The 12084-nt window shown below is 47.8% G+C and carries 12 protein-coding genes; 3 read left to right on the top strand and 9 right to left on the bottom strand.

What is annotated here, in order from left to right; translation table 11 throughout:
* Positions 1 to 124: 124 nt before the first annotated feature.
* From coaBC to ACEW8P_RS00240, 5 genes are all read right to left on the bottom strand, one after another.
* Positions 125 to 1333 carry a bifunctional phosphopantothenoylcysteine decarboxylase/phosphopantothenate--cysteine ligase CoaBC gene (gene coaBC, locus ACEW8P_RS00260; RefSeq protein ID WP_373511107.1) on the bottom strand — a complete coding sequence of 403 codons (1209 nt, stop codon included), beginning with the start codon at positions 1331 to 1333 and terminating at the stop codon, positions 125 to 127.
* A 110-nt stretch (positions 1334 to 1443) separates the two neighbouring features.
* A complete protein-coding gene (locus tag ACEW8P_RS00255; protein ID WP_373511106.1) occupies positions 1444 to 1764 on the bottom strand; it encodes a DNA-directed RNA polymerase subunit omega in 321 nt (106 codons plus the stop codon).
* Between the two features lie 31 nt (positions 1765 to 1795).
* On the bottom strand, positions 1796 to 2710 hold the full coding sequence (locus ACEW8P_RS00250; RefSeq protein ID WP_373511105.1) for an outer membrane protein assembly factor BamD: 915 nt from the start codon (positions 2708 to 2710) through the stop codon (positions 1796 to 1798).
* Between the two features lie 74 nt (positions 2711 to 2784).
* On the bottom strand, positions 2785 to 3414 hold the full coding sequence (locus tag ACEW8P_RS00245) for a T9SS type A sorting domain-containing protein (RefSeq protein WP_373511104.1): 630 nt from the start codon (positions 3412 to 3414) through the stop codon (positions 2785 to 2787).
* A gap of 168 nt (positions 3415 to 3582) precedes the next feature.
* On the bottom strand, positions 3583 to 5259 hold the full coding sequence (locus ACEW8P_RS00240) for an OstA-like protein (RefSeq protein WP_373511103.1): 1677 nt from the start codon (positions 5257 to 5259) through the stop codon (positions 3583 to 3585).
* Positions 5260 to 5302: 43 nt separating this feature from the next.
* Between ACEW8P_RS00240 and tilS the strand changes: the two genes are divergently transcribed.
* The 3 genes from tilS to ACEW8P_RS00225 all read left to right on the top strand — a co-directional run bounded on the left by tilS (position 5303) and on the right by ACEW8P_RS00225 (position 9562).
* Entirely contained in the window at positions 5303 to 6697 is a 1395-nt protein-coding gene (tilS, locus tag ACEW8P_RS00235; protein WP_373511102.1) for a tRNA lysidine(34) synthetase TilS, read from the top strand.
* Positions 6698 to 6842: 145 nt separating this feature from the next.
* Positions 6843 to 9134 carry an OmpA family protein gene (locus ACEW8P_RS00230; protein WP_373511101.1) on the top strand — a complete coding sequence of 764 codons (2292 nt, stop codon included), beginning with the start codon at positions 6843 to 6845 and terminating at the stop codon, positions 9132 to 9134.
* Between the two features lie 122 nt (positions 9135 to 9256).
* Complete coding sequence (locus tag ACEW8P_RS00225) at positions 9257 to 9562, top strand: rhodanese-like domain-containing protein (RefSeq protein WP_373511100.1); 306 nt, start codon at positions 9257 to 9259, stop codon at positions 9560 to 9562.
* A 72-nt stretch (positions 9563 to 9634) separates the two neighbouring features.
* Here ACEW8P_RS00225 and ACEW8P_RS00220 read toward each other — a convergent pair whose 3' ends face one another.
* From ACEW8P_RS00220 to ACEW8P_RS00205, 4 genes are all read right to left on the bottom strand, one after another.
* The gene (locus ACEW8P_RS00220; RefSeq protein ID WP_373511099.1) at positions 9635 to 9898 is read right to left on the bottom strand and encodes a hypothetical protein; all 264 of its coding nucleotides are present in this window, start codon (positions 9896 to 9898) and stop codon (positions 9635 to 9637) included.
* A 140-nt stretch (positions 9899 to 10038) separates the two neighbouring features.
* Positions 10039 to 10668: a YceI family protein gene (locus tag ACEW8P_RS00215; RefSeq protein WP_373511098.1), complete on the bottom strand. Its 630-nt coding sequence runs from the start codon at positions 10666 to 10668 to the stop codon at positions 10039 to 10041.
* A 175-nt stretch (positions 10669 to 10843) separates the two neighbouring features.
* The gene (gene bla, locus ACEW8P_RS00210; protein ID WP_373511097.1) at positions 10844 to 11620 is read right to left on the bottom strand and encodes a subclass B1 metallo-beta-lactamase; all 777 of its coding nucleotides are present in this window, start codon (positions 11618 to 11620) and stop codon (positions 10844 to 10846) included.
* Between the two features lie 153 nt (positions 11621 to 11773).
* On the bottom strand, positions 11774 to 12084 hold a 311-nt coding region (locus ACEW8P_RS00205; protein WP_373511096.1), incomplete at its 5' end, for an amidohydrolase family protein.

Raw genomic sequence — 12084 nt, 5'->3', positions numbered from 1 at the left:
GTCTTCTGCTGCGCCACGAGTTGATCGTAGTTGAGGGTCACAGTGCAGTCCAGTTCCTGAGCCGACAAGTCAAGTGTGATCAAGCCGAAGAGAAGAATTCCCAGATATTTCACCAATAGTTTTTTCATACCACGCTCCATTTTTCAACAATAAGGTCGAGAAGATCCTGCGCTACTTCTTGTTTGGACTTCAATTCAAAGTGACGTTCCAGGCCTTCCCGATCAATAACGGTGATTTTGTTGGTATCGTGCGCAAATCCCGCACCGGAATCGTTCAGGGAATTCAGAACTATATAATCGAGCTGCTTGGTCTCTAACTTCTTACGCGCGTTCGCCAACTCGTCATTGGTTTCGAGAGCGAAGCCCATAAGCAATTGCTGCGATTTTCTGCGCGCCCCCAAAGTTCCGGCGATGTCCACTGTTTTGGTCATCTCTAACTTGAATTCCGCTTCCTTTTTCTTTATTTTTTGCTCCGCTACTTCCGCGGGTGCGTAGTCTGCCACCGCAGCCGCAAAGATCACCAAATCGCTAGACGCAAATTGCGCTTCTGTGGCGTCGAACATTTCCCGGGCCGAACGCACTTTCACGACTTTGATACTCAGATCTTCTATTTCCAGTGCCACCGGACCACTAATCAGCGTAACTTGGGCCCCGGCGTCGGCGAAGGCACGAGCGATGGCATACCCCATTTTTCCCGATGAATGGTTGCTGATGTAGCGTACGGGATCGATTGCCTCCTGCGTCGGGCCTGCTGTGATAAGTACCTGCTTGCCAATGGCAACTGAGCGGTGAGAAAAATGCCTTTCCAATTGCCGCACTATTTCTTCCGGCTCGGCCAAGCGGCCTTCGCCCATCAGTCCGCTGGCCAATTCACCGTAACCTGCCTCAATAATCGAGTTTCCATAGGATTGCAACCGGTAGATATTGCCTTGAGTGGAACCGTGCTGGTACATATCCAAATCCATTGCCGGAGCGAAAAATACCGGACAGCGGGCGGAGAGGTACACTGCCGTAAGTAAATCGTCACAAAGCCCGTTGGCGCATTTGGCCAGTGTGTGGGCGGTAGCGGGAGCAATGACCAAGGCGTCGGCCCAGAGTCCTAACTCAACGTGATTGTTCCAGGTACCTTCTGCATCGCGGACATAAGCCGACAAAGCAGGACGTTTCGACAGGGTGGCCAATGTGAGCGGCGTAATGAAATCTATCGCCGCTTCGGTCATAACTACCTGCACTTCGGCCCCAGCCTTCACTATTAATCGAACCAGCAAGGCCGATTTGTAGGCCGCGATGCTGCCGGACACACCAACGATTATTTTTTTGCTCTCTAATTGCAGTGCCAAAATGAAAACGGGAATATATTAAAAAACATTAGCCACACTTGCAGCGATGGCAGGTATGGCTAATGTCTCTTTTAAAAAAAATCTTAACTGGTACGCCAGCCCGGTCATTTTCCTTCTTCCAATTCGCGGTAGGCACTGTATGTTTTGCCTTCCATGAACTCGTCGATAGAAATGCTGCCAGGCTTCGGCATACGCTCGTAGAATTTCGAGATTTCGATCTGCTCACGGTTCTCGAACACCTCTTCCAGGTTATCAACGCCGGAGGCGAATTCGGCGAGTTTGTTGTTCAATTCTTCCTTCATCTTGCTGGAAATCTGCCGGGCACGCTTTGAAATGATAGAAACCGATTCGTAAAGATTTCCCGTCACGGCGGCGATTTTGTCAGTGTCGCGGGTGATGATGGATGGATTTGTGTTGGTTGACATGTAATAGTAGTCTGGTTGAATTTTTGAGATATTAATTATTAATCGAGGACGTAGTCACCTTAGCAGGCTGAGCCGTCGTGTCAGGTAGTTTGTCCAATCGGTCCTTCCTCGCTTTCTCCAAAGTCGCGATACGCTCGAGTTCCTCCTCGCTGTTAGAGTAAAGTTTCTCGGCATCTTTAAGGAACGCGCTATTGGGATATTTGTCGATGAACGCTTTATAAAACTTTACCGCATCCTCATAGCGTTCCTTCTGCTTGATAGCAAAGCTGCTTTTGGCCAGTGTGTATTGTGCATCGACTTTCAGATAGGCCAGCTCTTCGTTAAATTCTGAATCGGGAAAATCTCTACGAAAATTCTCAATAGAAATCACAGCAGATTTGAGCGAAGCCAGGTTGAAGTCGCTGATTTTGTAATAAAGCTTGGCTTTCTCGTAAGCTTTCAGTTCCAACTTGCGCCGTAATTCCAGAATATAGCCCGTACACTCGTTTCGGAACGGACTGGCTGGGTAGGAATTGATAAAATCCTGCAAGGCTGAAATAGCCGTCATGGTACTTGTCTGATCCAGTGTATGCGGCGCTGAATCCTTATACAACGAGTAAGCGTGCATGTACAAAGCTTCTTGCGCATAATCACTGCGAGCATAGGTATCAAAAAATTTCTTGAACAGGAACTGCGCCATATTGAACTGTTCCTGGTGGTACTGCGTGTAAGCATAGTAGAACTGAGCCATTTCCGACTCTGTGCTACCTTTCAATAAAGGAATAAGCTCTTCAAAAAGTAATCCGGCGCGATACCAGTCGCCATCCTGGTAATAATCCAGGGCAGCGGCGTATTTTTCCTTGTCTGTCCCGGTTTTTTGTAACTTGGCAAACTTACTACAGGAAGTAGTAAGAAAAAGCGCGATTATCAGTAGAAAAAAATAATTCGCAAAGGGTTTCTTTCGCATAAGGCGGCAAATGTAATAAAAAAAGCTACTCGACCCATAACGAATCGGTAGCCTTGAAAGTATCGCGTTGCTTATTATTGCTGATGGCGAACAAGCAGTTTTTTGGTCGCTACGGAGTTGCCGTCTATAGCCAGGCGATAGAAGTACACGCTCGTGGGCATGTCTCGGGTATTGATACGCAACTTACCGTCAGTCTTATCAAGACGATACTCCGAAATTGGGTTGCCCAGAATATTACAGATTACAATTTTAGCTTCCCGATCTGAATTTTTCATCGTATAATCGAACTCCGCATAATCGCTGGCTGGGTTGGGGTACACATTCGAGATGGTGAGCCAGTCGTTAGAAAAAAGGTTCTCGTCGGATACACGTTCTATGGACGCGGCGCGTCGATCGGTTTTAGCCGTTTGTAGTGTAGCTGCGGTCGCAGTGCTTTCGGCAATTGCCACCGTGGGAGAGGCATTGTTGTTGGCAGGTTTGGCAAAAAGCAAGGCACGGTAGTAATCGTTCAGTGCTTGTGGTTTTTCCAGAGCCAGCGGCTTGTAAGAAAGTATGGTGGGTTTCTGAACCAACGGACGATCGAAGGACATCGTCTGCGTTTTACTGGGCAAGTTCAATCGACTGCTGTTGGCAGGAACTTGAGCTTGTGCTGCCAGGCAACCCAAAATGAGGAAAGTATAAACAAAGAGTATAGTTTTTTTCATGGCAAAAGGCAAAGTTGAAATCGACGGGATCATAGTATTCCCCTTGATCTACAAAAATATACATTTATGGTAAGACTATCAAAGATTATTGTGCAATGACTGATAAAAATTTGTTTGTCGATCCTGTTTTTATAAAAAATAAATACAAAAACCGTGCTAATTCGGTGACTACTGCTTCAAATTTTTTGGCAAACGAGCCGTATCTACCGTTTTTGGTGGCTCAACTTCATTCTTTTCGACGGTGGTCTCGGCCCAAATGGTTTGCTTAAGGGTCGGTTTTTCACTTATACGCCAATTGAAGCCCTCAAGTTGCCTTTCCGGGCCTTTTATATTTTGGGGTGGAATCAGGCTACCCACGGGCTGTCCCAGAAAGGCGATGCGATTCACACGATTGGCCACAAATTGTAGATTCATTTTCCCGCATTCCACACGGTTGAGACCAATCAGTTTTTCATCCTCGTCCATTGCGTAGTAGGCACTCTGCCCATTGCCGTCCACAAATACCCGTTTCAGATTGCTCTCCTCATTGAAATAGGCGTTGATTGTTCGGCCCTTGACCTGGTTGAATTGTGAAACCAAAGTGTCCTCCGAAATGACGAACGAATTACTGCGTAGCAGCATCCGGTCAATTTTATTATTAACCAAAAAAGCACTTATCGAATCGGCTTCCATCTGGTAGTTGTCTCCCCAAAGAATCGGCTCGCGGAAGAAGAAAACAGTGGAGTCGGCGGTGTTGTAAAGTACCGAGTCGCAACGCCCCTGAAAATCGGATTTGAATATGTAAACGTTCCTGTCACCTATCAATTTTCGGGTACTATCTACCTTATTTTGAATGGAATAAAGCGTATCGGCCCGAATGTAAAGCGTATCCTCCGACACGACACTTTTCACCAGGGCGTGACCGAAGACTTTGGAGAAACCCTCTGTACCCCGGTAAACTCCTACATCCCCAGTAAGCAGCGTTTTGTCTTCCTTTGCCAGGATTTCGACGTTTCCTTTTGCGAAGCCGAGTTGTTTCTGGCTGTCGTAAAAGAGCGAATCACCCGTAAGCGTATAACTTTCGTTCTCTACCATCGTGCGGGTGCTGAAGCTGGATTCCTCCGTCTCAGTGTTATACTGTCCGCGCTTGGCAAGCAGCGTCCCGTCCTTGTTCACGATTTTAGTTGGGCCGTTGAAGTACGACCATTTAGTGTTGGAATTATAAATCAGCGTGTCCGTCGTCAGTACATACTTTTCATTGACTAGCTTCACGTCTCCGTAGTAATCAAAGACCTTCGAGCGGGTATTGTAAATTCCTTCCTTACTGGTAAGTACATTGGCCGAATCGACTGTACGACCCGGCAGGCGGTAGTAAGCCAAACCATTGGCCATATCATACTCTAGCCTCTTGGAAGTCAGCGTCCGTTTTTTGTCAAACAGCACGGCCTTTTTACCGCTCACGATAGCAAAACGCGTATCGCCGTAGTAAAGTAAGGTATCGCCCGTGACAGTAATCGTGTCGCCCTGCACTACTTTCACGTGGCCGTACGCCTGAATCAGATTGCTGGCGACGTTTTGGATCGCCAGATCGCAGTAAAGGATTGAACCCTTATGCTTGAAACGAACATTATTGACGACCCGCCTGATTTCTACCCCGTTTTCGGTAGTGATTCTCAGGCTGTCGGAACCAGGCAGCAGTTCGACCACATCCTCTTGCCCGGCGGCGGCGTTGAGGCTGCCCGGCGGACGAACCTGCCCGGCGGCCCATGTGGAAAGCAATAAGAATAAAACTAGCAGACTATTTTTCATGGCTTCTTCGATAGGATAGACCCGAACGCGTTTAAAAAGGTTGCTTCGGGTAGGCAATATTTGCGTAATAAATTCTGGTTCAAATGCCAACTACCTATCTTTGAGATTATCATTAGCGGTAAAAATACGCTTAAATGTGCCGCTTAGCCCCATGCACGACGTCTTTTTAACTTTTGTTAACGACTACGCTCCCGGCCTAGCCACCGACACAACACTACTCGCCGTCAGCGGTGGCGTGGATTCGATGGTCATGGCTGAGCTATTCCGCCGGGCCGGGTTTTCATTCGCTATCGCCCATTGCAACTTCGGACTGCGTGGCGCGGAGTCGGATGGCGACGAGATTCTGGTGCAAAATTGGGCGGCAAGGCATAAAGTCGAGTTTCACACCCGACAATTTGAAACGACCCGGAAAGCCGAATCAGAAGGCATTTCCATCCAGATGGCGGCACGCGACTTACGCTACACCTGGTTCGAGGAATTGATTCAAGAATTTGAATACAACTACCTGGCCACCGCTCACCACGCCGACGACAATATCGAAACCGTACTACTTAACCTTACGCGCGGTACGGGACTGCCGGGGCTACTAGGCATCGCGCCCGTCAAGCACAAATTAGTCCGTCCGCTGCTTTTTGTTTCCAAGAAAGAAATCCTGGACTTTGCCCAAAAAGAAAAAATCGAATGGCGCGAGGACAGCTCCAACGCCAGCGATGCCTACCGCCGCAACCTGCTGCGGCATCAGGTGCTGCCTGTACTCTGGGAAATGAATCCTTCGCTGGACAAGACTTTCAGCCAAAGCCTAGAACGTCTGCGGGCGGTTGATTCCATCCTAAAGGATCGGCTCGCGGACTGGCGGGAGAGGGCGGTGCGCTTTGAAGATGAAACTTGCTATATCGGGATTCAAGAAATCCGGGAAACGAAAGAACCCATCTACTACTTGCATTCGGTTCTGGAAGCGTACGGTTTTAATTACGCCCAAACCGCGCAAATTGTGGCATCGCTCGAAGGAATCAGCGGTAAGCAATTTTTCTCAACCAGCCATTCGTTATTCAAGGATCGTGAGAGTTTGATCATCGAGCCATTGCAAGGTGATGGCGGCTTTCCACCAATTGTTATTCAGGAAGATTCAGTCGAAGTCGCTCTATCTCAAAATTCTTCCATTGAAATTTCCCAAACTCCTTGCTTTAAGAAATTTAATTTTTCAAAAAGCCCTAAAATTGCCTATTTCGACGCCGCCCGAATCCTGTTCCCGCTACGGGTACGAACTTGGCATGCGGGCGACTGGTTTCAGCCGTTTGGTATGGGTGGGAGCCGCAAGAAAGTCAGTGATCTGCTCGTTGATGCCAAGGTGCCGATGAACCGCAAAAAGGACTGCCTGGTCTTAACCGATAACGAAGGTAATATTTTGTGGGTGCTGGGTAGGCGGGCCGACGGACGTTTTGGGGTGAATAATGAAACGACTGAAATTCTGAAAATTGAAATTGTAATCAACTGAATGTTAATATACGTAACTGTGTATATGGTTAATGACGGTCTTTTGATTTGCAATAATTTTTTAAGTAAAAACGAAAATTGGCATTTTCTTTGCTAATCACTAGTCATTACTACTGGATCAATATACATAGAAAAGTAAAAAACATATGAAAATCTGCCGTAAAACGTTGCTAATGGCGATTTCCCTAACCCTTCTGTCGGTAGGCGTCATGGCCCAAAGCGCTCGACTACGGTCGGCTAATAAGCATTTTGAGGACATGAGCTACCTCAACGCGGTGCGTAGTTACGAGGACTTTCTGAGTCTCGATAAGCGTGGTGATCAAGTGGAGCGTCGCGAAGCTTTGATAAAGCTGGGCTACAGCTATCGCCGCTTACAGGATTCGCGGAATGCCGAGCGGGTGTACGGCGAACTCACAGAAAAATACACCGATTTGCCCAGCGAAACCTACCTTTACTACGCACAATCACTGGCCAAAAACCGCAAGTACCGCGACTCGCAGAAAATGTATGCTAAGTACGGCGAGATGCAAACCGAAGACCTGCGTGGTAAGAAGTTTACGGTTTCGTATATGGATATGGACCGCTTTTATCAGGATTCCTCTTCCTATAAGGTAGAGTACTTGCCTTTCAATTCTAGACAGGCCGATTTTAGCCCAATGTACTACCAGGGTGGGTTAACTTTCGTTTCTGCCCGTAATGAGTCGGGGGTTATCAAACGGGTTTTTAATTTTAACCAGACTCCTTTTCTCGACATTTATTTCCAGCCAGATACGAACCAGTTTCGTCAGGCGAGCTTGACGGATACGCCCACAACTTCTGTCTTGGGTGGTGGAGACATGAACGCCCGCGAAGATGTCAATCAGACTTCCGCCCCCGCCGAAGCGAATTTAACCAAATCTGAGATTTTCAGCCGCACCCTTAATACCAAGTACCACGAAGGGCCGATGACTTTTTTCAAGGATCAAAAACGAATTATTTTCACGCGTAACAATGACGATAAGGGAAAATCAGGCAAGAGCAGTGGTGGAGGAATTCGGAAGCTGAAACTCTACTACGCTGAGCAGGATTCGCGGGGTAAGTGGGTGAATATTAAGGAATTGCCTTTCAACAGTAAAGATTATTCTTGTGGACACCCGGCACTTTCCGCCGACGATTCCAAACTCTACTTCGTGTCGGATATGCCCGGCGGCTACGGCTCGACTGATATTTACGTAGTGGATTTCAACAACGGTGATTGGGGAACCCCCGTGAACATGGGCCGGGAAATCAATACAGAGGGCAACGAAATGTTCCCTTATGTAGATGCCGACGGAACACTATATTTCTCATCCGACGGCCATGAGGGCTTAGGTGGCTTAGACGTCTTCTCAGCCGAGATGCGGGGCGATATCGCGCTGAAAGGTGTCGAAAATATTGGCGCACCGATCAATTCCTCTAGTGACGATTTTGGGTTTATTACCGACGCCAATCGCATGTCAGGGTATTTCAGTTCCAATCGCAAGCGCGGAGCTTCCGACGACAATATCTACAGCTTCCGCCGGGTGTGCAAACAACTGAATATCTTCGTGTACGATGCAAAAACAAAGGAAGCGATAGAAAATGCCGACGTTCGGGTAGTGAAGAACGGCGTCAACCAGCAATTGCAACAGACGGGCATGGACGGCAGCGTAAGAATGTGTCTCGAATCATCCAGGGAATATGAGTTCAGAGCGATTAAGGAAGGGTATGCTGCTAATAGCGTCCGTTTCTCTACGCTCACCCAATCGTCAAACCCGAGCATGGGGCTTTCAATCTACCTGGATCGGAGTGAAAACACTTCTATCGTTAGAGGTACCATCCGTAAAGAGGTGGACTTGAAACCCGCCGATGGTGTCAGGGTGACGCTGCGAAACGATAAAGACAATTCCGAGGAAACTGTGACTACCGGGCCCGACGGGCAGTACGAGCTGACTATGGACCCCAATTCTAACTACACCATCACGACCGAAAAAGACAAGTACACCCGCGACCAGAACCAAATCAAGACCAGGCGGCGCGGTGAGGTAGTAGAAAACAACGTTGGGATTTACGGCGAAGGCGATGTCTTCCGCCTGGATAATATCTACTACGATCTCGATAAATTTTTTATACGTCCCGATGCGGCTAAGGAGCTTGACCGCGTCGTGTCGCTTTTGAAAAAATATCCTGAAATGACCGTGGAGTTGCGTTCACACACCGACAGCCGTGCTAACGATGCTTACAACGAGAAGCTCTCGGAGCGAAGGGCTCGCGCGGCTTACGACTACCTGGTGCGCCGGGGCGTTAGTCCGATGCGCCTGGTAGCGCGCGGTTACGGCGAAAGCCAACCCGTGAACGATTGCGTGGACGGCGAGAACTGTACGGAAAGCCAATACCAGTTGAATCGCCGCACGGAGTTCAAGGTGATTGCGGTTCAGTAAATTTTTTCATCACTCTTGCTTCCAGATGAATTTCAAAAAGCACTTCACCTTAAGGTGAGGTGCTTTTTGTTTTTGAAGACAAGAATTGGAATTGTATTTTTGGAAAAAGAAGAACTCACTCTATGCCCAGAAAAAAGTACCAGGACATTACGCTGGCCCAAATGAATGAACTAAGGCGAGAGCCGAAGGCGGTAGTCGTGGACGTGCGCGAACCCTGGGAATTTGAGGAGTTCAACGAGGGCGGTGTCAATATCCCGCTTTCAAAAATTCGTGAGGATCGGAAATTGCTGGAAGATCACGATCCAATCATCGTGATCTGCACCAACGGTACTCGCAGCAAGGTGGCAGCAATGGACTACTGCCGGGTTCCGGCTTGGGCTGAAAAAACGATCTACCACTTGAAGGGAGGAATTTTGGAAGTAGAGTGACGCTAAGTACTATCTGTAAAATAAGGCACGCAAAGGTGCATTTGCGCCCAATTCCATTCTCCCCCTGCTTTTCTAGGAATTCAGCCCCAAATGCTGGCGAACGTCGCTTTCGGAAAGTACTACCATTCCTTGCATGAGGGCAGGTAGTAGAGCTTGTTTGGCTGATTGCTCCATGCGGCCTTGCAGGGCTTCCATTTCCTCATATTCTACTTGGTGGATTCGTGCGGCAAGTTTGGCGATCATATTGCGGGCCACAATTTGCTCGGCTTCAAGTTTGGCGATTTTGACAGAGAGTACTTCAAGGTATTGCAGCACGGGTTGCAGATCGTTTGTCATTCGAAATAAAATTGGCAGGTTCTGGTCAAAACGAAAACGCGGTTCAAAGCGTATCCAAAAAATTGGCTTAGGGCATTGAATAAAAAAAGGTGTTCCCAGCCTCAGCCAGAAACACCTTTTTTAAAACCAGCTGGATCACCTTAGTTACCAGCGACGAGTTTTACTTTCATTTCTACGTCATTTGAGAGCACCATTTCCTGCATGGGGTGCTTGAAAGACACATCGTACTTTGTGCGATCGAAGGTCAGATCGCCCGTCATGGTCACTTTTCCGCCTTCTTCTGAAATCGTAACGTTCTTTACTTCTTCGGGATTGGTTTTGCCACGAACCGTAAGGTTGCCCATTACGGTGCTGCCATCCGAACCAGTAATCTCGAAGGTAGCCTTAGGGTTTTGCTCAACCGCGAAGAAGTCGTCGGAAGAAAGGTGTCCTACCAGCTTTTCGGGTGTACGATCTTTCTCGGGGTCAAAATTGTCGTCGGTGGGGTTGATCGTCGTCAAGTCCACCGTGAAGTTGCCGCCCGTGATTTTGCCATCGGTCACGGTCACGTTGCCATCAGTTAGCTTTACGTCGCCGGAGTGGGAATACATGCCCACCATAGTGCCTTCCCAATTGACTTCGCTCGCGGCCAAATCTACGTTCATCGTGCCGTCAGGAATTCCGGCTACTTCTTCCATGTCTTCGGAATCGGAGTTGTCTTTGGATTCACAAGCTACGAAAGCAAAAGAAGCCGTAGCCAATAATGCGAGTGAGAGGATGGTTTTTTTCATGATGTTAATTGTTTTGTTTGGTTGTTAAAATTGATGTACCTACATCGTTTCCATTAACCCAGCCTTTGGGAAAATGGTTCTGAAAATAAAGAAGGAATGTAATCTACTCTACTCCAACTGACCCGCTGAATAGTTTAACACCCGTTCCCTTAAAGAATTACATAAGCCATTTGACCTACTCCTTTTCAAATAGCATCATTGTAAAGTCCAGTAATTCCGTGCCGCCTACTTTACCATGACCCGGTATAATCGTCTTCACTTCGGGGTATTTCACTTTGATCTGCCTTATTGTCTCTGGCCAAGCGGCGACGTTGGCGTCTTCCAGATTTCCCTTTCCGGCCCCGACTTCTTTAACTAAACAACCACCGAACATCGTCCGGTCAGCGGGGAAATAGCCAGTAATGTTGTCTTTGGTGTGGCCTTCACCGATGAATTGCGCGTACACTTTCTGATTACCGACTTTGAGTGCGAGGGAATTGTCAAAACCATTTTGCGGCTTAGCAACCTCTTTATCTTTCAGTAAGACAAGCGTACGATTCTCGGCGTATGAGGGGATACCCTTTTCATGAAACGGAGCTAACCCACCGATGCAGTCAGCGTGAAAGTGTGTGGCGACTACCCCATTAAGTTTGCTGTGCAACGTGTCGGTGAGGTAGTCGATCAACTCCCGCGCTCCGGCATCATCGGTAGGGGTATCGAAAACGATCGCCTCTTTCCCGTTGACCACGATCATGCCGTTGCAGGCCACTTTTCCAAAACTCTCCGTTTGTAGGTAGGAAATGTGCTGATAGACGTGGTCGGAAAGCTTTTTGACGATGAGGTTTTCAGATTCGTAGGCTGGTTTTTGAGTAATTTCCGGCGATTTCGTTTGTGAGTGTTGGGTGGCTTCGGTTTGGCAAGAAAACAAGAGTTGACTCAGGAATATTACATTCAGCAAGACACGCTTAATCATGGGGTATGAAAGTAAGTTGACTGTTTCTATGAAATAAGACTAGATAAACTTTGGTTGTGTTACTGCCTGAGCGCTATTCCAGTAATACTCGTGTTTATAACAGACCCACCCACCAAAAGAAATTTAAAACCCCGGCAGTTAGACGGATTTGTTTTAGTCAGGAAACCCGCTCCGATCCAACCCAGGAATAATCTTCAAAGCATTCTTATAGTACAACTTCTTCAAAACTTCATCCGACAACCCCAGTCCGTACATCCGCCAGAAGGCATGGTACTTTTTATGGTAGGGAAAGTACTCGTCTTCGGTTTCCAGTACGCGGAAGTAGGTCACGTACTCGGCAGGTACCCAGCTATCTTTACCAAAAAGTACCCGATCCTGGTACTTTTCAAAAAACTTTTTGGCGGCGCGGGGTTGGCGTCCCAGTTCGGCGATGACCGCCCCAATTTCCACATAGGTATTCGGGA

The organism is Persicitalea sp. (assembly GCF_041751555.1).
Taxonomy (GTDB): domain Bacteria; phylum Bacteroidota; class Bacteroidia; order Cytophagales; family Spirosomataceae; genus Persicitalea.
The sequence above is the reverse complement of the archived record's forward strand: the minus strand, read 5'-3'. Positions and strand labels throughout refer to the sequence as shown.

Bases quoted from the DNA above. Each gene is read 5' to 3' on its own strand.
- ACEW8P_RS00255 (WP_373511106.1), bottom strand. From the start codon at position 1,764: ATGTCAACCAACACAAATCCATCCATCATCACCCGCGACACTGACAAA.
- ACEW8P_RS00225 (WP_373511100.1), top strand. From the start codon at position 9,257: ATGCCCAGAAAAAAGTACCAGGACATTACGCTGGCCCAAATGAATGAA.
- ACEW8P_RS00230 (WP_373511101.1), top strand. From the start codon at position 6,843: ATGAAAATCTGCCGTAAAACGTTGCTAATGGCGATTTCCCTAACCCTT.
- ACEW8P_RS00215 (WP_373511098.1), bottom strand. From the start codon at position 10,668: ATGAAAAAAACCATCCTCTCACTCGCATTATTGGCTACGGCTTCTTTT.
- ACEW8P_RS00220 (WP_373511099.1), bottom strand. From the start codon at position 9,898: ATGACAAACGATCTGCAACCCGTGCTGCAATACCTTGAAGTACTCTCT.
- bla (WP_373511097.1), bottom strand. From the start codon at position 11,620: ATGATTAAGCGTGTCTTGCTGAATGTAATATTCCTGAGTCAACTCTTG.
- ACEW8P_RS00250 (WP_373511105.1), bottom strand. From the start codon at position 2,710: ATGCGAAAGAAACCCTTTGCGAATTATTTTTTTCTACTGATAATCGCG.
- ACEW8P_RS00245 (WP_373511104.1), bottom strand. From the start codon at position 3,414: ATGAAAAAAACTATACTCTTTGTTTATACTTTCCTCATTTTGGGTTGC.